This is a genomic window from Rhodophyticola sp. SM2404 (genome assembly GCF_053570515.1).
Genome location: NZ_JBSEDL010000005.1, coordinates 218,833 through 239,232, shown reverse-complemented (window position 1 = coordinate 239,232; position 20,400 = coordinate 218,833). Strand labels below are relative to the sequence as shown.

General features: G+C 59.4%; 15 protein-coding genes. 9 read left to right on the top strand and 6 right to left on the bottom strand.

Annotated elements, in window-relative coordinates:
- Positions 1-81: 81 nt before the first annotated feature.
- The 3 genes from ACTYEO_RS09915 (at position 82) to ACTYEO_RS09905 (ending at position 4,513) form a co-directional block, all read left to right on the top strand.
- Positions 82-972, top strand: coding sequence for an outer membrane protein assembly factor BamD (locus tag ACTYEO_RS09915; RefSeq protein ID WP_449323582.1), 891 nt, complete (start codon positions 82-84; stop codon positions 970-972).
- Positions 973-1,010: 38 nt separating this feature from the next.
- The gene (gene recN / locus ACTYEO_RS09910) at positions 1,011-2,663 is read left to right on the top strand and encodes a DNA repair protein RecN (protein ID WP_449323581.1); all 1,653 of its coding nucleotides are present in this window, start codon (positions 1,011-1,013) and stop codon (positions 2,661-2,663) included.
- A gap of 185 nt (positions 2,664-2,848) precedes the next feature.
- On the top strand, positions 2,849-4,513 hold the full coding sequence (locus tag ACTYEO_RS09905) for a chloride channel protein (RefSeq protein WP_449323580.1): 1,665 nt from the start codon (positions 2,849-2,851) through the stop codon (positions 4,511-4,513).
- 81 nt (positions 4,514-4,594) lie between these two features.
- Here ACTYEO_RS09905 and ACTYEO_RS09900 read toward each other — a convergent pair whose 3' ends face one another.
- The 6 genes from ACTYEO_RS09900 to ACTYEO_RS09875 form a co-directional block, all read right to left on the bottom strand.
- Positions 4,595-4,936 carry a DUF427 domain-containing protein gene (locus ACTYEO_RS09900; RefSeq protein WP_449323579.1) on the bottom strand — a complete coding sequence of 114 codons (342 nt, stop codon included), beginning with the start codon at positions 4,934-4,936 and terminating at the stop codon, positions 4,595-4,597.
- Positions 4,937-5,008: 72 nt separating this feature from the next.
- Positions 5,009-6,826 (bottom strand): aminopeptidase P family protein, encoded by a 1,818-nt coding sequence (locus ACTYEO_RS09895; protein WP_449323578.1) that lies wholly within the window; start codon positions 6,824-6,826, stop codon positions 5,009-5,011.
- A gap of 10 nt (positions 6,827-6,836) precedes the next feature.
- Positions 6,837-8,711 (bottom strand): cobaltochelatase subunit CobT, encoded by a 1,875-nt coding sequence (gene cobT / locus ACTYEO_RS09890; protein ID WP_449323577.1) that lies wholly within the window; start codon positions 8,709-8,711, stop codon positions 6,837-6,839.
- A gap of 65 nt (positions 8,712-8,776) precedes the next feature.
- A complete protein-coding gene (locus tag ACTYEO_RS09885) occupies positions 8,777-9,187 on the bottom strand; it encodes a hypothetical protein (RefSeq protein ID WP_449323576.1) in 411 nt (136 codons plus the stop codon).
- Positions 9,188-9,332: 145 nt separating this feature from the next.
- A complete protein-coding gene (gene cobS, locus ACTYEO_RS09880; protein WP_449323575.1) occupies positions 9,333-10,319 on the bottom strand; it encodes a cobaltochelatase subunit CobS in 987 nt (328 codons plus the stop codon).
- A 256-nt stretch (positions 10,320-10,575) separates the two neighbouring features.
- Positions 10,576-12,396 (bottom strand): trypsin-like peptidase domain-containing protein, encoded by a 1,821-nt coding sequence (locus ACTYEO_RS09875; protein WP_449323574.1) that lies wholly within the window; start codon positions 12,394-12,396, stop codon positions 10,576-10,578.
- 175 nt (positions 12,397-12,571) lie between these two features.
- Between ACTYEO_RS09875 and ACTYEO_RS09870 the strand changes: the two genes are divergently transcribed.
- The 6 genes from ACTYEO_RS09870 (at position 12,572) to ACTYEO_RS09845 (ending at position 20,337) form a co-directional block, all read left to right on the top strand.
- Positions 12,572-13,510 (top strand): glycine--tRNA ligase subunit alpha, encoded by a 939-nt coding sequence (locus ACTYEO_RS09870; RefSeq protein WP_449323573.1) that lies wholly within the window; start codon positions 12,572-12,574, stop codon positions 13,508-13,510.
- Complete coding sequence (locus ACTYEO_RS09865; protein WP_449323572.1) at positions 13,507-14,037, top strand: DUF6446 family protein; 531 nt, start codon at positions 13,507-13,509, stop codon at positions 14,035-14,037. Before ACTYEO_RS09870 ends, ACTYEO_RS09865 begins: the two co-directional genes overlap by 4 nt.
- Positions 14,037-14,729 carry an FkbM family methyltransferase gene (locus ACTYEO_RS09860; protein WP_449323571.1) on the top strand — a complete coding sequence of 231 codons (693 nt, stop codon included), beginning with the start codon at positions 14,037-14,039 and terminating at the stop codon, positions 14,727-14,729. Before ACTYEO_RS09865 ends, ACTYEO_RS09860 begins: the two co-directional genes overlap by 1 nt.
- 24 nt (positions 14,730-14,753) lie before the next feature.
- Positions 14,754-16,832 (top strand): glycine--tRNA ligase subunit beta, encoded by a 2,079-nt coding sequence (gene glyS, locus ACTYEO_RS09855; RefSeq protein WP_449323570.1) that lies wholly within the window; start codon positions 14,754-14,756, stop codon positions 16,830-16,832.
- A gap of 77 nt (positions 16,833-16,909) precedes the next feature.
- Complete coding sequence (locus ACTYEO_RS09850) at positions 16,910-19,423, top strand: putative PEP-binding protein (protein WP_449323569.1); 2,514 nt, start codon at positions 16,910-16,912, stop codon at positions 19,421-19,423.
- 194 nt (positions 19,424-19,617) lie between these two features.
- A complete protein-coding gene (locus tag ACTYEO_RS09845) occupies positions 19,618-20,337 on the top strand; it encodes a cell wall hydrolase (protein WP_449323568.1) in 720 nt (239 codons plus the stop codon).
- Positions 20,338-20,400 lie beyond the last annotated feature (63 nt).

The following is a 20,400-nucleotide window of genomic DNA, read 5'->3' as shown; positions in this document are numbered from 1 at the left end:
CCCTCGAAATTAATGTGCTAGGACCAATGCAAGGGAAATCGGGCGGCTAAGCTCGGAAGCTACGCATATGGGTTGGTAGGCATGGCAAGCAGGCAAGATAAGTTGAAAGCGGGACTCAAGATCGGGGTCGTCCTCAGCCTTGTGACATTGGTGTCAGCATGCGGTGCGCGCAATGATGGCGAGCCGCGCCGTGGCCTGTTTGGCCCGCGCGAAAACACCACCCCGCTGGAACAGCTTGGCCCCGAAGATATCTACCAGCTTGCCGAGTTCGAGCTTGAGCGCAATGACGACCCAGAAGAAGCCGCGCGGCTCTTTAATGAGGTTGAGCGTCTCTATCCCTATTCGGAATGGGCGAAGCGTTCGCTGATCATGGCAGCCTTCAGCTATCATGCAGATCGTGATTATGAGGCCGCCCGCAGTGCCGCGCAGCGCTTTATCGATTTCTATCCAGCCGATGAAGATGCGGCCTATGCACAATATCTTCTGGCGCTCAGCTATTATGACCAGATCGATCAGGTCGGCCGCGATCAGGGCATCACCTTCCAAGCTTTGCAGGCCTTGCGGACCGTGATCGAATTCTATCCCGATAGCGAATATGCCGATAGCGCCGCGCTGAAGTTTGATCTCGCCTTTGACCATCTCGCGGGCAAGGAAATGGAGATCGGACGCTTTTATCTGCGCCGCGAACATTACTCCGCCGCGATCAGCCGTTTCCGCGTTGTTGTGGAGGAATTCCAAACCACGACCCATACGCCCGAGGCGCTTTTGCGTCTGGTCGAGGCCTATCTGTCGCTCGGCTTGGTCGAGGAGGCGCAGACCGCTGGCGCGATCCTTGGCTATAACTTCCAGTCCTCGCCCTTCTATGATGACGCCTTCAACCAATTGACCGGTCAAAATCTGGCACCTGACGCAACAGGCGAAAGCTGGCTGCGCGATATCTGGCGCCAGACGGTTGTGGGTGACTGGCTCTGACAAGACGGCTTTGGTCGCTTTCATTGGATCAGGAATAGATGCTGCGCCATCTCGATATCCGCGACATGCTTTTGATCGACCGTTTGGAGCTTGAGTTCCAACCGGGTCTCAATGTGCTGACGGGTGAAACAGGCGCGGGCAAATCGATTTTGCTGGACTCGCTTGGCTTTGTGCTGGGGTGGCGTGGGCGCGCCGATCTGGTGCGCGCAGGCGCTGCGCAGGGCGAGGTTGTGGCGGTTTTTGATCTGGCCAAGGATCATCCCGCGCATGCCATCCTGAGCGAGGCGGGTTTCCCGCAAGCGGAAGAATTGATCCTGCGGCGCGTGAATACGCCCGAAGGTCGCAAGACCTCTTGGATCAATGACCGACGCGCCAGCGGCGAGGTGCTGCGCGCGCTGTCCGAGACATTGGTCGAGTTGCATGGCCAGCAAGATGACAAAGGCCTTCTTGATCCGAAAAACCACCGCCTCATGCTGGATGATTTCGCAGGCCTCGCCCCGCAACGCGCGGAACTGGGCAGCCTGTGGCGCGCCCGATCCGAGGCGCGACGCGCCCTCGAAAAGGCCGAAGCCGCCTTGGCCAGCATGAAGGAGGAAGAGGATTTCCTGCGCCATGCCGTGGCCGAGTTGGACCGCCTTGATCCGCAACAAGGCGAAGAGGCCGAGCTGGATGCCCGCCGCCGCCTGATGCAAAGCGCCGAGCGTATGCGCGAAGATGTCGCCCGCGTGGTGGCCTCGCTCGGGCTGGAGGGGGCCGAGGGTGCCATGGGCAATGCCACCCGCTGGATCGAAGGCCTCACGGATAAGGCCGAAGGCGGGTTGGACGAGGCTCTGGCCGCGATTGAGCGCGCAATGGTCGAGTTGACAGGCGCGCAATCACAGGTTGAGCGTTTCGCCGATAGCCTCTCCTTCAACCCGCATGAGTTGGAAGAAACCGAAGAACGCCTTTTTGCCATTCGCGCGCTGGCGCGCAAACATGATGTTCTGGCCGATGATCTGGGCGGTTTCGCCAATGACCTGCGCGCCCGCCTTGAGGCGCTGGATGGCGGGGCAGGGCAGCTTGATGCTTTACAGCTTGCGCTCAACACGGCCGATACCGCCTATCAGACAGCCGCGCAGGCCTTGTCTGCCGCGCGCTCGGCTGCGGCCAAAGCCCTTGATGCGGCGATGAGCGAAGAGCTTGCCCCCCTCAAAATGGAGCGCGCGCGCTTTGTGACGGAGATCACGCAAGCGGCGGCTGGTGCTGACGGGATTGATACCGTCACCTTCACCGTGGCCACCAATCCAGGCGCGCCTGCGGGTGCCTTGAACAAGATCGCCTCGGGCGGGGAACTCTCCCGCTTTTTGCTGGCCCTCAAGGTTTGCCTGACCAAAGAGGCCGCGGGCCTGACCATGATTTTTGACGAGATCGACCGCGGTGTCGGCGGGGCAACGGCGGATGCGGTGGGGCGGCGCTTGGCCGCTCTGGCTGATGGAGAACAGGTTCTGGTCGTCACCCATTCCCCGCAGGTCGCGGCCTTGGGGGCGCATCACTGGCGCGTGGCCAAGGATGTGTCGGACGGGGTCACAACAAGTCGCGTGACAGCTTTGGATGCAGCCGAACGTGTTGATGAGGTCGCGCGTATGCTGGCAGGCGATACGATCACCGATGCCGCCCGAGACGCCGCCCGCGCATTGTTGCACCCGCAATAAGGTTTTTGCACCATTGCACCCGGAAAGCCGCTGATTTCGGGGTTTTGACGGTTGATCTGGCCTCGAAAAATATGCCCCATGAGACATGGTTATGCAGCGGGGCGCGGGGTGCCCGCATCATGCCCGCAAAAATCAAAACAAGCCCGCAGCAGGTTGGACGAGTGGCAGACGAGAATAACACGCAAATGCGTATCTGGACCCAAGAGATCGCTGCGGCGCTGAAATCTGGCTGGCAGATCCTTCGCGATAAAGGCCCAAGCCAGTTCCAGTTCTGGCTGATTGCGCTTGTGATCGGGATCGCGGCGGGTTTCGCGGCCCTGTTTTTCCGCAAAGGCGTCAATGCCCTTCAAAGCTGGCTTTATGGCGTGGATGATGTGCGGATGCTGCACAGCTTTGCCGAAGGGCTGCCATGGTATCTGATCCTTGTGATCCCGATGATTGGCGGGCTGGTCGTGGGGCTGATCCTGCACCGCTTCACCCCTGATGGCCGTGTCAGATCGGTCTCGGATGTGATTGAGGGCGCGGCCCTCAATAATGGTCGGGTTGAACATAAAGCGGGGCTCGCCTCGGCACTGGCCTCCATGATCACGCTTGGCTCGGGCGGCTCAACTGGCCGTGAAGGCCCTGTGGTGCATCTGGCGGCCGTGATCTCCTCCAAAGTGTCCTATTGGATCAAGGCAGACGGGATTACAGGGCGCGATCTTCTGGGCTGCGCGGTTGCGGCGGCGGTCTCGGCCTCCTTCAATGCCCCGATCGCGGGCGCGCTTTTCGCGCTTGAGGTCGTGCTGCGCCATTTCGCCGTTCACGCCTTCGCGCCAATTGTCATCGCTTCGGCTGCGGGCACCGTGATCAACCGTTTGGCCTTTGGCGAGATGACGGAATACAGCCTCGGCTCCGATAGCGCGTTGCAATTCTACGTGGAATTGCCTGCCTTTTTGCTTTTGGGCGTGGTGTGCGGATTGGTGGCGGTGGCCTTCATGCGCTCGATCTTCTGGACCGAGACGCTTGGCACAAATCTCCAGCAGCGCAGCGGCCTTCCGCGCTGGTTGCGCCCTGCGGTGGCAGGGCTCCTGCTCGGCGCGATCGCGATCTGGTTCCCCCATATCATCGGTGTCGGCTATCAAACGACAACGGCTGCATTAACAGGCCAATTGCTGCTGCATGAGGTGATAGTCTTCACCATGATCAAGGTCGCGGCAGTCGCTATCACGGTTGGCGGTCGCATGGGCGGTGGGGTCTTTTCGCCCTCGCTGATGATTGGAGCGATGACGGGGCTGGCCTTCGGGTTGATCGCAACAGGGGTCTTTCCAAATGTCTCGGGCTCCGAGACGCTTTATGCATTGGCAGGCATGGGCGCGGTTGCAGCCGCCGTTTTGGGCGCGCCGATCTCGACAACCCTGATCGTGTTCGAATTAACGGGGGATTGGCAAACAGGCCTTGCGGTGATGGTGGCCGTCTCGACCTCCATCGCGATCGCAAGCCGCATGGTGGATCGCTCCTTCTTTCTCACCCAGCTTGAGCGGCGAAATATCCATCTGGCCGCGGGCCCACAGGCCTATCTGCTCTCGATGTTTCGTGTGGGCAAAGTGATGCGCCCCATGGATCATGAAAACACGGCCCTGCAGGAGCATCTTCTCACCCTGATCGAACAAGGCATTTATACCGATACCAATGCAACGCTTGAACGCGCGCTGCCGATTTTCGAGCGTACCGGCCTTGATTATGTACCCGTGGTCCAGCTCGCACCGGGTGATGGGCCGCCCGCATTGGAAGGCGCTCTCTTCCATGTAGATGCGCTCAAAGCCTATAACCGCGCCCTCGCCGCCACCGCGGCCGAGGAACATAGCTAAAGCTCTTTCATCTTTCTAAAAATACGACCGCCGGAGGCTTTGGTTTTGCATCAGCAAAATCAATCAGCTGCGGGGCAGGGGTCAAATCTGCTCTACCGTGACCTTCTCGCCATCAAAGGCCAAATGCCCTTTGATCTCGGCTACGCCATCCAGCGGTGCCTCATAGCTCCAAGCGGCATCGGCAATCGTGCCCTCGGGTGTGACCAGCGAAAAATAGGTCGCTTGTCCTTTATGGGGGCAACGGGTCTGGCGGTCGGTTTGCTCCAGAACAGCCATCGCAACATCGCCACGCGGAAAATAAATCACTGGCGCATAATCGCCCTCGGACAATTCCAGCACGGCCGCACTTTCGGCAACAATTGCACCGCTGGTCCGCACCACATAGGTGCCTGACGCTTTGCGAATTGTGATGTGATCAGCCATGATTATTCCTCCTCATTGCCGGTCTTCTAGCACTCCAGCGCCTAAATGCACATCCAACGTTACGTTCTTGTGTCAAACGGGAGCTGTGGCCGCGATCAGCCAATCTTTCACGGCACCCTCAAGCTGCGGTCCGATTTTATCGGCCACATCACGATGATAGGCGTCCAGCCAGTCCCGCTCGGCCGCCGTAAGCAATTCAGGCAGGATCAGGCGGCGGTCAATCGGGGCGTAGCTCAGCGTGTCAAAGCACAGCATCGCCCGATCATCGCCACCCGCCAAGGCGGGGGCCTCGCGCACCACAATCAGGTTCTCGATCCGGATGCCAAACGCCCCCTCACGGTAATATCCCGGCTCATTGGACAGGATCATTCCCACCTCAAGCGGCACACTCGAGACGCGGCTGATCCGCTGTGGGCCTTCATGCACGCTGAGATAAACCCCCACACCATGCCCCGTGCCATGATCAAAATCGCGGCCAGCAGCCCAAAGCGGCGCGCGCGCCAAAGCGTCGATATCACGCCCCGAAATCCCTTTTGGAAAGCGCGCCATATGGACGCCAATCATCCCGCGCAGAACTTGGGTGAAGGCGGTTTTCTCCTCCAACCCCACTTGGCCCACGGGCAGGGTGCGGGTGATGTCGGTCGTGCCGTCCTGATACTGCGCGCCGCTATCGATCAGGAACAACTCGCCCTCTTTCAGCGGCGCATTGGTGTCTTCGGTGACGCGGTAATGCACAATCGCGCCATTGGCGCCTGCGCCCGCAATCGTGTCAAAGCTGATATCAAGCAGCGCGCCTGTCTCTGCGCGAAACCCTTCAAGCGCGCGCACGCAGTCAATCTCGGTCAGCCCGCCTTTGGGGGCTTGCTCATCAAACCAATGCAGGAATTTGGACATTGCGGCCCCGTCACGCAGATGCGCTTGGGCGGTGGCTTTGACCTCTGCGGTGGTTTTACGGGCTTTCGGGAAAATACAAGGATCAACGCTTTTGACGATCTCGATGCCTGCGGCCTCTAGGGTCAAACGGACCTGATGGGGCGCGGTTGCAGGGTCGATCTGCACGGGGCCTGTCAGCGCCTGAAGGCTTTCCTCAAACGCGTCCCAAGCCTTGATCGTGATATCGGGATCAGGGCCGAGGGGGACGAACTTTTCAGGATCGGAAAAAAGCGTCACATGCCCGTCTGCGGCGATAATCGCAAAGGTTTGGACCACGGGCAAATGCGCCAGATCATGGCCACGGATATTGAGGAGCCAGCAAATGCTGTCAGGCAAGGTCAGCACGGCGGCGGATTGGCCCTTCTCGGTCAAAAGCGCGCCAATATTTTCGCGTTTATCGACCGAACGCGTGCCCGCATACTCAACCGGATAAGCCTCTGCCTGTCCTGCGGGGCGCGGCGGCTGGTCGGGCCAGATCGCGTCGATCTGGTTGTCGGTCGGGACCAAGCTGATCTGGGCTGGTGTCAGGGCCTTTTCCAAGCGCTCGATCTCGGCGCTGCTATGCAACCAAGGGTCAAAGCCTATTGCGCCGCCTTGGGGCAAATGCGCGATCAGCCAATCCTCAAGTTTTGTTTCGGGCCAAGGCACAGGGGTATAGGCGCTTAAATCCACCTCGGATTTGACCTGCACGCGGTAGCGGCCATCGATGAACACGCCTGCGATATCGGGCAGAATAGCGGCAAAGCCTGCCGAGCCTGTAAAGCCCGTCAGCCATGACAGCCGTTCATCGCGCGGGGCGACATATTCGCCTTGATGGGCATCGGCGCGCGGCACCAAAAACCCCGCCAGCCCTTGCGCAGCAAGTCTTGCCCGCAAGCTTTCCAGCCGTGGTGGCCCGTTTTCGGGGCGGGCCGCGCTGGTGAAGCTTTGGAAACGGGTGGGGCTGGTATCGGTCATGCGCGGCGTGTCAGCTGGCTTTCCGGATACCCATGAAACGCGCCCGCGCCCTTGGGTCCGTGTCGAAAAGGGCGGCCAATTGCTCGGTGATAGCACCCGCCAATTGCTCGGCATCGGTGATGGTGACCGCACGCTCGTAATAGCGCGTCACGTCATGGCCGATGCCGATGGCCAGCAATTCCACGGCGCGGCGTTTCTCGACCATAGCGATGACATCGCGCAGGTGCTTTTCAAGGAAATTCGCAGGGTTCACAGACAGGGTGGAATCGTCCACAGGCGCGCCATCCGAGATCACCATCAGGATCTTGCGCGCCTCGGGGCGGTTGGCCATCCGGCGATGCGCCCATTCCAAGGCCTCACCGTCGATATTTTCTTTCAGCAGCCCCTCTTTCATCATCAGGCCCAGATTATCGCGCACCCGCCGCCATGGGGCATCGGCGGATTTATAGATGATATGGCGCAGATCATTCAGACGTCCGGGTTGCTGGCTGCGGCCATTGGCCAGCCATTCCTCACGCGCGCGGCCACCTTTCCAAGCGCGGGTGGTGAAGCCCAAAATCTCGACCTTCACATCACAGCGCTCTAGGGTGCGGGCCAGAACATCGGCACAGATCGCCGCGATCGAGATCGGGCGGCCCCGCATCGAGCCTGAATTATCCAGCAAGATCGTCACGACCGTGTCGCGGAATTCGGTGTCTTTTTCGCGCTTGAAAGACAAAGGCGTGGTGGGGCTGGCCACGATCCGTGCAAGGCGTCCCGCATCCAGCGTGCCTTCTTCCAGATCGAACTCCCATGAGCGGTTTTGTTGTGCTTGAAGGCGGCGTTGCAGCTTGTTGGCCAAGCGGCTCACGGCCCCTTTGAGCGGCTCCAATTGCTGATCAAGATAGGCGCGCAGGCGCTCAAGCTCTTGCGGCTCGGCCAGTTCTTCGGCGGTGATTTCTTCGTCATATTCGGTGGTGAAGACGGTATAATTCGGGTCGGCATCGGAATGGGGGGCAGGGGCGGGCGGCTCGGTCGGGGCCTCGCCTTCGGGCAATTCCTGTTCCTCGGATTCCTCCATCTCGCCCGTGTCATCCATCTGGACTTGGGCTTGGGATTCGTCTTGTTGCTCCTCTTGGCTGCGCTCGGGCGCGGCCTCGTTTTCCTGCTCGTCATCCTCATCCCCGTCGCCGGTGGAATCGGGTTGTTCCTGTTCCTCCGAGGCGCCCTCATCCTCGCTGTCATTATCCATCTCATCGGGGTCATCGCCAAGCTGGTCGCCATAGCCCAGATCATCAATCAGCTTGCGGGCAAATTTCGCAAAGCTGGCTTGATCCGCGAGGGTCTCATCGAGATTATCCAAGGTCTCGCCGCAGCGCTCTTCGATAAAGCCGCGCCACAACTCCATGACGTTTTGGGCCTCAGGCGGCAGGTCGCGGCCTGTGGCGAGATGGCGGATCAGATATCCCGCCGCCGTCGAGAGCGGCGCATCCGCACGATCCCGAATATCGCCATAGCCCTTGCGCCGTGCTTCAGATCCGATCTTGGCGTCGATATTGCCAGCCGTTCCAGGCATTTCGCGCGCGCCGATGGCTTCGCAGCGGGCGGTTTCCATCGCCTCCATCAGATCGCGGGCCATGGGGCCTGCAGGGTCATATTTTGAATGCACCTTCGCATCATGATGGCGGTGGCGCAGCGCATAGGCATCGGCCGTGCCGCGCGCCATCAGCACCTCTTCGCGGCTCATGCGGCGGCTGATCTGGGGCAGGCGCACCGCGTCATTCGAGGTCCCCGGAGGATCCACCGAATAGGTGACGGAAAGGTCTCGATCATCTGCCAAAACGCGCGTGGCATCTGCCAGCGCTTTTTTGAACGGATCAGCGGGGTTGTCTGAGGGCTTCTGCATAGGGGGGAATGTGGTTCAACACACCCCGACTGGCAAGGTCAGAAACGAAAAACAGCGCGGTTTGGTCAGCTTTGATCGTCGGTTTCTAGCGCCTCTGGCGGCAGGACGATCAGGCTGGAGCAATGCCGTATCAAACGATGTGCCATATCACTGGCCCATTCATCGCTGCGGAAGGTGGCGCGGCTGAGCAATGCGGCATGGGCGGTCTTGGCCTCAATGCGCCATTGCAGCACCCTACGACCCTGCTCGGCTTGGGTCAGGCTTGCCAAAACATCCAGCATGCTCTCGCGGATGGCCTCGGTGCGGCGCGCGTCTGGATCGGAGAGCAGCCATTGATGCTCCATCTCGGCCGAAAGCCGCCCTGCACAGGTCGCAAATTGATGGATCGGATCATTGGCCGTATTGGCCTGAGCAAGGCTGACAGGGGCGAAAAGCCCTAGAAACAAAACCAGTAAAATTGTTTTTACACTGCCCATAATTCAAGCAAACGGCCCGAAAACACGTTTGTAAAGTGTGCAGTATAAAAACTTTATGCTTAACGATGTATTGCTTCCAGCATGCCACATAAAAAAACCGCCCCCCAAGGAGCGGTTTTAGCTGTGTCATTTATGGCTGTTTGGCTCAGCCGATGCTCATGCTGGCGGCACTTTCTGGCAATTCCTCGTCAAAGCAGCGCTGGTAGAACTCGGCCACGGTCTGGCGCTCCAACTCATCGCATTTATTGAGGAAAGACAGGCGGAAGGCATAACCAACATCGCGGAAAATCTCGGCGTTCTGGGCCCAAGTGATGACGGTACGGGGCGACATAACCGTCGACAATTCGCCATTCATAAAGGCGGTGCGGGTCAGCTCGGCCACGGTGACCATCTGGCCGATCTGCTTACGGCCCGCTTCGGTGTTGAAATGCGGGTTTTTGCCCAGAACGATCGCGGCTTCGGCGTCATGGCTGAGATAGTTCAGCGTGGCGACAAGGCTCCAACGGTCCATCTGCGCTTGGTTGATCTGCTGCACACCGTGATAGAGGCCCGTTGTATCCCCAAGCCCGACTGTATTGGCCGTGGCAAAGAGGCGGAAATAGGGGTTCGGCGTGATGATCTGGTTTTGGTCCAGCAAAGTCAGTTTGCCGTCATGCTCCAGCACGCGCTGGATTACGAACATCACATCCGCGCGGCCCGCATCATATTCATCAAAAACAATCGCCACTGGATTGCGCAGCGCCCAAGGCAGGATGCCTTCGTGGAATTCGGTAACCTGCTTGCCATCGCGCAATTTGATCGCGTCTTTGCCGATCAGGTCGATCCGGCTGATGTGGCTGTCGAGGTTCACGCGAACAGCAGGCCAGTTCAGGCGGGCAGCGACCTGTTCGATATGGGTCGATTTGCCCGTTCCGTGATAACCTTGGATCATCACACGGCGGTTATGGCTAAAGCCTGCAAGGATCGCGCGGGTGGTGTCGGGGTCGAATTTATAGGTGCTGTCGATCTCGGGCACGCGGTCGGTGGCCTCGGCAAAGCCCTTTACCTTCATATCGGTGTCGATCCCGAAAACCTCGCGGACCGAGATTTCTTCAGTAGGTTTTGCGTCGCTTGCCATCGTGCCGTTTGTCATCTGCGCCTCGAGAGTTTTATGTCGGGTCCGTGGTGCAACATATTCCAGATGCCTGCAAGGGAAAGGGCTAGGATCAAAAAGGATATGGGGTGATTATTTGCACGCCATGCATGGCCTAGGCCTGTCCTGCCACAGCTTTAAGCGCGGCTTGAGGCTGTTTCAGATATCCATTCCGATCAAGCGTGTTCAAAGAAAACACCTGCGGCCTGTTCCGTGAACCGCAGGTGTTTTTCGTTTGATGCGCGGGATTAGCCCGTTAGTTCCAGCAGCTGACAAGCACCGTCATATCCGCCCCCAGACGCGCCAAGGCTTCTTGGCCCAAGGCGCGGTCTTGCGGGGCTGCGACAGGCGCGATGCCTGCTTCGTTCAGGATGCCCGCCAAAATATCGCCCCGCAATGCGAAGGTGACCCCTTGGGGCAGGCTGCGGCCTTCAACCTCGCTTGGCAGAACCATTCCAAGCACCGCCCCTGTCGGATCAAAAACGGGGCCGCCCACTTCGGTCTCGCGCGCCTCGACGCTGAGGCGCTGGATATCGGTATCGCCATCCAGCCCCGCCAGATCAGCAATCTCGCCATAGGTCAGCGAGGCCGTGCCCAATTGCCCGCCAAAGGGGAAACCCGCCACCGCGATATCACCGCGGATGCGGGCGGGCAGGGTTGCAAAAGCGGCAAAATTGACAGGGGCCAGACGGGTTTGTGGGCGCAGGACGGCCAGCCCCAGGTCATCATTGCGATAGGCGATATCGGCCTCATAGAGATCATCGATCATGATGCGGCTGCATTGACCGTCCAGCGCTTGGGTGCTCGTCATCACCGCGCCATCTTCGCTGACATAAAAGCCCGAGCGGGAAATCTCGGCTGTGCGCATCTCGAGACCTGCAAGAAGATTGATGCCTTGCGCCGTCGATGGGTCGGCCACGCTTGGATCAAGCACGCCCGCAATCGGGCTGAAGCTTTGCTCCATCATCGGCAGGACACGTTCCATCTGGGCATCGCGCTCGGGCGTCCAGATCAGGCTGAAGCCTTTGATCTGCCCGTCTTCAAGCCGCGCAATCGTGTGCGAGCGCAGCTGCGCCGATGCGCCCGTCAGCAAGAACCGCTCATTGTTGCGCTCGCGCTCACCCTCGGATGGGACAATCTCGAGCGATTGCATGATCTCGTAGAGCCCTGCCAATGTATTGCTATCGCCAGGCTGGCTGATCAGCAAAACCCGCACGCCGCTGTCAGTGAGGCTGTCGAATTGTGCAAAGGGAAATTCGTAACGTGCAAACTCGAGCATCGCCAAGGGCAGGTCGATCTCGATCCCTGCAAGGGTATCTGTGACCCGCTGCATGCCAAGCGCTGCAAGCTCGGCCTGATATTGCCCCAGCAATTCGGCGCGTTGGCGCGTGGTCAGGATGCCGCTGGCGTCATAGCCTTGTGCGGTTTGCCAAGCGCCCATGGCGCGGCGGGTGCCATTGCCGAATGCGCCATCGATGGCTGCGGTGTAAAAGCCGAACCATTGCATCGCGATTTGCAGGCCCTCGCGTTCCTCGCGGGTCAGCAGTCCTTCCGAGCGGCGCGCCTCGGCGGGGGTTTCCTCGATCACCACAAGGGTTGGGACCTCGGCTTGGGGGGCTTCGGTCTCTTCGACCAGCTCGCTTGGCTCCTCTGTAGCGGTTTCAGGGGCTTCAGGGGCCTCGGTCAGGGGGGTGGTTTCGATCTGCTCGGCAGGGGCGGCTTCTAGGGCATTCGCGCCAACGGGCCAGAATTGCTGGCGATAGACATCGCCTGTCTCGATATAGGAATCGCGCGGGATCAGGCCTTGCGCGCGCAAATCGCGCAGACGCGCATTTGCAGTTGCGCGGTCAAAGGGGCCAAGCGCCACGGCATACCAGCCCGCTGGCTGGCGAAACCCGTTCACGTCATCGACAAGCTGCGCATAAGCGCGCACGCGCGACTCGGCTGTGGCCAGATCGGGATGGGCCTCAATCTGGACCCAAACCTGATCTTGTGCCTGTGCTTGACCAACCCATGTTGTGTGGCAAATGAATACAATCCCGACCGCAAGACAAACCTGCGCAACCCAAAACTTCATATTTATATTTTTCCCGTATCGTCAGCTTGCCCCAGCAAGCCCCCAGTGGTTAGGCACGTAAGTTAACAGAGCGTTCAGGTTTTGCATCACAAAATTGCCCCCTGCGCCAATTGACCCCTGCGGGGGTGGGCCGTATTGAGGCGGCACAGGTTTGCGCAGAGCAGGATTTACAATCATGGCTGATACCACGGCACCCAAATGCTTTCAGGAGATTATCCTGCGGCTCCAGAATTACTGGGCCGATCAAGGCTGCGCGATCATGCAACCCTATGACATGGAAGTGGGGGCGGGCACCTTTCACCCCGCCACGACGCTGCGCTCGCTCGGCTCCAAGCCATGGGCTGCGGCCTATGTGCAGCCCTCGCGCCGCCCCACGGATGGCCGCTATGGCGAAAACCCGAACCGTTTGCAGCATTACTACCAGTATCAGGTGTTGATCAAACCCAGCCCGCCCGATCTGCAGGCGCTCTATCTGGGCAGCCTCGAGGCGATCGGCATCGATATGGAGCTGCATGATATCCGCTTTGTCGAGGATGATTGGGAAAGCCCGACCCTTGGCGCATGGGGCCTTGGTTGGGAGGTCTGGTGCGACGGGATGGAGGTGAGCCAGTTTACCTATTTCCAGCAGGTCGGCGGGCATGATTGCCGCCCCGTCTCGGGTGAGTTGACCTATGGGCTTGAGCGGCTGGCGATGTATGTGCTTGGCGTGGACCATGTAATGGAGATGCCTTTCAACGCACCGGATGCACCGATTGCGCTGAGCTATGGTGATGTCTTCCGCCAGACCGAGCAGGAATATTCGCGGTGGAATTTCGACGTGGCCAATACCGATGTTCTGTTCAAGCAGTTCGAGGAGGCCGAGGCCGAGTGCGCCCGCATCCTACAAGAAGCCTATGACGACCCCAAGACTGGCAAGCGTATCGTGATGGCGCACCCAGCCTATGACCAATGTATCAAGGCCAGCCATCTGTTCAACTTGCTGGATGCGCGCGGGGTGATCTCGGTCACCGAGCGGCAGGGCTATATCGGGCGCGTACGCGCCTTGGCCAAGCTTTGCGCAGATGCCTTTGTGCAGACAGAGGCGGGCGGCTGGTCCGCAACGGATGCCGCATGAGAAAGGGTCAATTCGTGGTCGCAGCGCTTGTTCTATCAGCCGCCCTTGCGGGGGCGGGCATGTGGTACACACAGACCCGCGCCTATTACGCGCCTGTGGATGCAGCAAGTGAGGCCGCCATCATCAAGCTGACAACCTATGAGGGGCTGGCCGAGCCTTTGTTGATCGAAGGCTTTGACGGGCTCGATTCCTTCTCCTCGCCGATCCGCTACCGCGCGTGTTTCACAACGCCGATCAGGTTGCCCACCCTGACCGAAACCTTCCAGAGCCACCCCGCGCCAACCCCGTTGATCGCACCGGGCTGGTTCTCCTGCTTTGATGCCGAGGCTATCGGTGAAGCGCTGGAGGCTGGCACGGCTTTGGCCTTTATGGGCGAGGAAAACATCCAATACGGCATCGACCGTGTTGTGGTGATTGATGGCGAGGGGCGTGGCTATGCATGGCAGCAGATCAACCCTTGCGGTGAGGCGGCCTTTGCAGGCGATCCATTGCCCGAAGGATGCCCCGCGCAGGAGGAGGAAGGATAATGTCCGAACCTGCGTCCGATCTTGAACAATTGCAGGCTGATTTCGACAAGTTCCGCCGCCGCACGCGCCGCAATTTGCGCAAATCCCATGCCGATGGCCTGCTGTCCGGCATCGTGTCAATGCTCAAACCTGGTGATGTGGTTTGTGATTGCGGGGCGAATGTGGGCGATGTGACCGCGCAGCTTGCCGCCTCTGGCGCGCATGTGCATGCATTTGATCCTGATCCCTATTGCATCGAGACCTTGCAAAAACGCTTTGCGGATACGCCCAATGTCACCATCCATGCCGCAGCCCTTGGCACGAGCGAGGGTTCGATCCAATTGATGCGCGCGGTGAATTTTGACGAAAACCCCAAAGGGGCTTCTGTCAAATCCACCGTTCTGGATGGTGGCCGTATGATTGACGAGGATAAGGGCCATGCCATCGACGTGCGCTTGATGGATTTCCCTGCTTTTCTGAACACCCTTCTGGCCGAGCATGGCGAGATCGCCTTTGTTAAGATAGATATCGAAGGGGCCGAGCTGGACCTTCTCGAAGCCATGGAAGAGCAACAACTTTTCGAGAAAATCCGCCTCACCGTGGCGGAAACACATGAGAATAAATTCAAAGACCTTCGCCCCCGTTTCCGCGCCCTGCGCGAGCGGATGGGAGAGGCCTACCCGATCACCCGCGTTAATCTCGACTGGATCTGAGACCGCCGCTACAGGACGATATTCATGCCCGATCTTCTGCTCGAACTTTTCTCCGAGGAAATCCCTGCCCGTATGCAGGGCAAAGCCGCCGATGACCTGAAGAAACTGGTCACCGATGGTCTGGTTGAGGCGGGGTTGACCTATGCCAGCGCGGGCGCGTTTTCTACGCCGCGCCGTCTGACCCTGACCATTGAGGGGCTCAGCATCGAGAGCCCGACTTTGACCGAGGAACGCAAAGGCCCGCGCGCGGATGCGCCCGAAAAAGCCTTGGAGGGGTTCTTGCGCTCGACAGGGCTGACCAAGGACCAGCTTGAACTGCGCGATGAGAAAAAAGGGCAGGTCTATTTCGCCAAGGTAACCAAAGCGGGCCGTCCCGCAGCCGAGATCATTGCCGAACTGGTGCCCACCGTGATCCGCAATTTCCCTTGGCCAAAATCCATGCGTTGGGGCGCGGGGGCTTTGCGTTGGGTGCGCCCGCTGCATTCGATCCTGTGTATTCTAAGCGATGAGGCTGGCGCTGAAATCGTGCCTTTTGATGTGGATGGCATCACCAGCACCGATACCACCGAGGGCCACCGTTTCATGGCAGCGGGTCGTTTCGCGGTCACGGGCTTTGAGGATTACGAGACCAAGCTCAAACGCGCCAAGGTGATCCTGTCTGCCAGCGAACGCGCCGAGCAGATTTGGCATGAGGCCGAGCAGATGGCCTTCGCGGCAGGGCTTGAATTGGTGCCTGATCGCGGGCTTCTGGCCGAGGTTGCGGGGCTAGTGGAATGGCCCGTTGTCTTGATGGGCGAGATTGGCGAGGAGTTCCTTGGCCTGCCGCCCGAGGTTTTGCAAACCTCGATGAAAGAGCACCAGAAATTCTTTTCCGTGCGCAACCCGAAAACAGGCCGTATCGAGCGGTTTGTAACCGTGGCCAATCGCGAAACCGCAGATCAGGGCACGACCATTCTGGCGGGCAATCAAAAGGTTTTGTCGGCACGTCTGTCGGATGCGAAATTCTTCTGGGAGAACGACCTCCGCGTGGCGAAATCCGACCTCTCGGTCTGGACCAAATCGCTGGAAAACGTGACCTTCCAAGCGCAATTGGGCTCTCAGGCCGCCCGTATTGAGCGGATCGCGGCCTTGGCTGAGGAAATCGCGCCGCTTCTGGGTGCCGATGCGAAAGAGGCCGCGCAGGCCGCAAAGATCGCCAAGGCTGATCTTTCCTCGGAAATGGTCTATGAATTCCCCGAACTTCAAGGGCTTATGGGGCGCTATTACGCTGCTGAGGCGGGCTTCTCCCCCGAGGTCGCAGCCGTGGCCGAGGAGCATTACCAGCCGCTTGGCCCCTCGGATGATGTGCCAACTGCGCCTCTGTCAATGGCCGTTGCCTTGGCCGATAAGCTGGACACGCTGACAGGGTTCTGGGCGATTGATGAAAAGCCAACAGGCAGTAAAGACCCTTACGCGCTGCGCCGTGCGGCATTGGGTGTTATCCGTATTCTCTTGGCCGAAAGCCGCCGCATGAGCCTTGAAGAGGTCCTTACGAGTGGCTTTGCAAAGCATGGTAAATCGGATGCGGCTGATCTGGTCGCCGATCTCCTCTCCTTCTTCCATGACCGCCTTAAGGTATTCTTGCGCGATGAAGGCATTCGCCATGATGTGATTGATGCCTGCCTTGCGATGGCGGGCAGCGATGATCTGGCGCTTGTGGTGATGCGGGCCAAGGCTCTGGCGGCTTTCCTTGCGACCGAGGATGGCGGCAACCTGACCCAAGGCTATAAGCGGGCCAATAACATCCTGACCCAAGCCGAGGCCAAGGATGGCGTGGAATATCGCTATGGCGCGGATGAGAAATTCGCGGAAACCGATGAGGAAGGCGCTCTGTTTACAGCGCTGGCCAAAGCGCGCGACAAAGTGAACCCCGCTTTGGCCTCCGAGGATTTCGCAGGCGCCATGGCGCAATTGGCAGGTCTTCGCGCACCGATTGATGCCTTTTTCGAAGCGGTTCAGGTGAATTCCGACAATGACATTGTGCGGCGCAACCGTTTGAATTTGTTGCATGAGATCGTCGAGATCTGTGGCCGTGTGGCTGATCTGGACAAGCTAGAAGGTTAAATGCCGCAACGCAGCGCTTTACAGGGCAGGTGACGGCCCTGTAGTGTCACGCTGGACTTACAAATAGGCGTAAACCCGTGCTCACAACGCCCGACTTTACCGAGATCACACCATCGGCTGACATCCGCAAATCGCGGCATGGCAACCGTGCGAAATGCTTGCAGCGCCTGATCCGTCTGGATCTTCCGGTGCCGCTGACGGTTGGGCTGTCCTTTGACACGGTGCGCGCGATTGCTGCGGGCAAGCTGCCCGATATGACATCGCTGACGGGGGTTTTTGGCGAAGGCAAGCTGCTCTCAGTGCGCTCCTCCAGTGAGATGCCCGATTGGGGCGGGCCGGGCACTGTTCTTAATATCGGGATGAATGACGAGGTCGCGGCCGGTTTGGCCAAAAGCCACTCTGCCGCCGCGGCGGATCAGCTCTATGTCAATTTCATCAAATCCTATGCCGTTGATGTGCTGCGCCTTGATGCCGATATGTTTGACGGCACCATCACGCCGCGTTTGGCCAAGCAATATTTCGAAGATGAAACCGAGGAACCTTTCCCTCAGGACCCCGCCGTTCAATTGGCCGAAGTGCTGCGCTCTATGGCGCGCGCATGGGATGGCACCACTGCGCGCCTGCTGCGTCAGGCGCAAGGCGCACCTGCGGATGCGGGGCTGGGGCTGGTGGTGCAGCGCATGGCACTGGGAATTGGCGAGGGGGTTTCAGGCTCGGGCGTGATCCAGTTCGTCTCGGGCGAGACGGGCGCGCCGCAGGTCACGGGGCGCTATCTGGCGCAAGGCCAAGGCCGCGCCGCCCTGCGTGAGGAAGACGCGCTCTTTATCACCAAGGATGAGCGCGGCCCTTCATTGGAAGATACCTCGCCCGAAATCGTCGATGCGTTGCGCGATGCGGGAAAGCTCGTGCGCCGCCGCCTGCGTGAGGAAATGCAGATCGAATTTACCCTGATGAACGGGGAATTGCATATTCTGGATGCGGTCAGAACGCCCCGCTCGGCGCTTGGCGCGGTCGAGATTGCGGTGGCTTTGGCCAATGATGAGGTGATCAGCCGTGAAGATGCGATGATGCGCATTGCCCCGTTTTCGTTGAACCAGATGCTGCACCGCCAGATCGACCCGACAGCCGAGCGCGATGTGCTCACCCGTGGTATCGCGGCAGCCCCTGGGGCGGCGACAGGCAAGCTGGTGTTTTCCTCGACCACGGCCAATGCGATGGCCGCGCAGGGGGAACCTTGCATTCTGGTCAAACGGGAAACCAGCTCAGAAGATGTGCGCGCCATGCATGCGGCCCAAGCCGTGATCACCGAGCGTGGCGGCATGACCAGCCATGCCGCTGTGATCGCGCGCGGCCTTGGCCTGCCTTGCGTCACGGGTGCCAACAGGTTGGAGCTTGATCCCCGCAAGAAAACCCTCACCGTGTCAGGGCGGCGCGTCTTCCATGAGGGGGATGTGGTGACTGTTGATGGCTCGTCGGGTGAATTGCTGGTGGGGGCTGTCAAAATGGTCGAGCCTGCCCTTGGCGGTGCCTTTGCCAGCTTGATGGAATGGGCCGATGCGGCGCGCGATATCGATATCCGAGTGAATGCCGATACGGTCGAGGATGTCAAAACAGCCGAGCAGTTTGGCGTGGACGGGATCGGCCTGTGCCGCACCGAGCATATGTTCTTTGACCCAGCCCGCCTGACCCTGATGCGCGAGATGATTTTCGCCGAAGGCCCTGAGGATCGCGCGGCCGCGCTTGAGCGGCTTTTGCCGATGCAACGCGCTGATTTCACGGATATTTTCAAGATGATGCAGGGCAAGCCTGTCTGCATTCGTCTGTTTGACCCGCCCTTGCATGAATTTCTTCCCACCGACCGTGACGGCATTCGCGCCTTGGCCGAAGCCCTTGATATTCCCGTCAGTAAAGTGGCATCGCGGATCGAGAGCCTGCAGGAATATAACCCCATGCTGGGGATGCGCGGGGTGCGTCTCGGCATCACCGTGCCCGAGATCTACGACATGCAAGCGCGCGCCATTTTCGAGGCGGCGATCAAGGCCAGCCAAGGGGCAGAGCCTGTGGTGCCCGAGATCATGATCCCGCTGGTCTCGGCTGCGCGTGAGGTTGATCTGGTCAAAACCCGCGTCGATCAGGTGGCCTCGGCGGTGAAGGCCGAAACGGGCAAAAGCTTTACCTACCGGCTTGGCGTGATGGTCGAGACGCCGCGCGCGGCGTTGCGTGCAGGCGAGATTGCCGAGAATTCGGCCTTCCTGTCATTCGGCACAAATGACCTGACCCAGATGACCTATGGTCTGTCGCGCGATGATGCGGGGCGGTTTATGTCGGCCTATGTGCAGCAGGGTGTTTTTGTCGAAGACCCGTTCACGCGGATGGATACGGATGGGGTGGGCGAATTGCTGCTTTTGGGGGCAGAACGTGGCCGCCAGACCAAGCCTGACATCACCTTGTCGATCTGTGGTGAGCATGGCGGCGATCCCGACTCGATCGCCTTTTGCCGCGCGGCTGGATTTGACTATGTCTCTTGCTCGCCTTTCCGCGTTCCGGTTGCGAAACTGGCCGCAGGGCAATTATCTATATCTGACAAATAGTTGCCGCTATTCGTTGATGTATTTTCTCAATTTGAAGTGATTCGGACCTTCTGCGCGGTCAACCCCTTGGGGGGCTTGGTCAATAGCGCACAAGATTAAGGGGCGGTTTGGCGATGCCCCGCTTTCAGGTTAACGAGTGCCTTGCGGAAAACCGCGCAGTTAAACATTGGGGAATAACCCCAAGGATGGATTGAATGGCAGTAAAACAGGTAGTCACCGCTTTGGCGGCGGGCTTGGCTTTCATGGCGGGCGCCGCACGCGCTGACGTCACAGTAAGCACAAGCACCGATCCAACAGCCATTCTCTCGGCCTTGACTGCTGTTCAAACCGCACCCGTAGGCACGATTGAATTGCGTTTGACGAGCCTGATGGGAAGCGAACACACCGCCCTGCGTTCGGTCAGTTCCACACGTATTCGCCGTCTCGGCTCGGCCATGACCACCAGCGATTTCGGCGTCAGAAATTCCCGTGCGCAAATCTACAATGTTGATCAATTGATGGCAATGCCGCGTCCGCGCCGCTCGTCCGAGCTGAATTGCCTGACCGAGGCGCTGTATTTCGAAGCGCGCGGCGAAAGCATTCAGGGCCAATATGCCGTGGCCGAAGTGATCCTGAACCGCGTCGATATGGATAATTACCCCGATACGGTCTGCGAAGTGGTCAATCAGGGCACGGGCCGTCGCCATGCCTGCCAATTCTCCTATACCTGCGATGGCATTCCCGAGCGTGTGACCGAGCGTGCGATGTGGGACCGTTTGATGCGGGTCTCTGCAATTATGCTGGATGGGGGCGAGCGTCCTTTGACAAGCGATGCCAGCCATTACCACACCACAGCCGTCAATCCGCATTGGGCCAGCGCCTACCCCCGCACCGCGCGGATCGGCACGCATATTTTCTATCGTCAACAATACTGATCGCGCAGTTGTCGGTTTGAAGCCTTTTCCCGACGAGTTTGGGTGGGTTGTTTGATATCTCTC

What these genes read in the sequence shown, in the direction of transcription:
- cobT (WP_449323577.1), bottom strand. Translation starts at nt 8,711, where the DNA reads ATGCAGAAGCCCTCAGACAACCCCGCTGATCCGTTCAAAAAAGCGCTG.
- ACTYEO_RS09905 (WP_449323580.1), top strand. Translation starts at nt 2,849, where the DNA reads ATGCGTATCTGGACCCAAGAGATCGCTGCGGCGCTGAAATCTGGCTGG.
- ACTYEO_RS09900 (WP_449323579.1), bottom strand. Translation starts at nt 4,936, where the DNA reads ATGGCTGATCACATCACAATTCGCAAAGCGTCAGGCACCTATGTGGTG.
- glyS (WP_449323570.1), top strand. Translation starts at nt 14,754, where the DNA reads ATGCCCGATCTTCTGCTCGAACTTTTCTCCGAGGAAATCCCTGCCCGT.
- ACTYEO_RS09870 (WP_449323573.1), top strand. Translation starts at nt 12,572, where the DNA reads ATGGCTGATACCACGGCACCCAAATGCTTTCAGGAGATTATCCTGCGG.
- cobS (WP_449323575.1), bottom strand. Translation starts at nt 10,319, where the DNA reads ATGACAAACGGCACGATGGCAAGCGACGCAAAACCTACTGAAGAAATC.
- ACTYEO_RS09860 (WP_449323571.1), top strand. Translation starts at nt 14,037, where the DNA reads ATGTCCGAACCTGCGTCCGATCTTGAACAATTGCAGGCTGATTTCGAC.
- ACTYEO_RS09915 (WP_449323582.1), top strand. Translation starts at nt 82, where the DNA reads ATGGCAAGCAGGCAAGATAAGTTGAAAGCGGGACTCAAGATCGGGGTC.
- ACTYEO_RS09845 (WP_449323568.1), top strand. Translation starts at nt 19,618, where the DNA reads ATGGCAGTAAAACAGGTAGTCACCGCTTTGGCGGCGGGCTTGGCTTTC.
- ACTYEO_RS09895 (WP_449323578.1), bottom strand. Translation starts at nt 6,826, where the DNA reads ATGACCGATACCAGCCCCACCCGTTTCCAAAGCTTCACCAGCGCGGCC.
- ACTYEO_RS09865 (WP_449323572.1), top strand. Translation starts at nt 13,507, where the DNA reads ATGAGAAAGGGTCAATTCGTGGTCGCAGCGCTTGTTCTATCAGCCGCC.
- ACTYEO_RS09875 (WP_449323574.1), bottom strand. Translation starts at nt 12,396, where the DNA reads ATGAAGTTTTGGGTTGCGCAGGTTTGTCTTGCGGTCGGGATTGTATTC.
- recN (WP_449323581.1), top strand. Translation starts at nt 1,011, where the DNA reads ATGCTGCGCCATCTCGATATCCGCGACATGCTTTTGATCGACCGTTTG.
- ACTYEO_RS09885 (WP_449323576.1), bottom strand. Translation starts at nt 9,187, where the DNA reads ATGGGCAGTGTAAAAACAATTTTACTGGTTTTGTTTCTAGGGCTTTTC.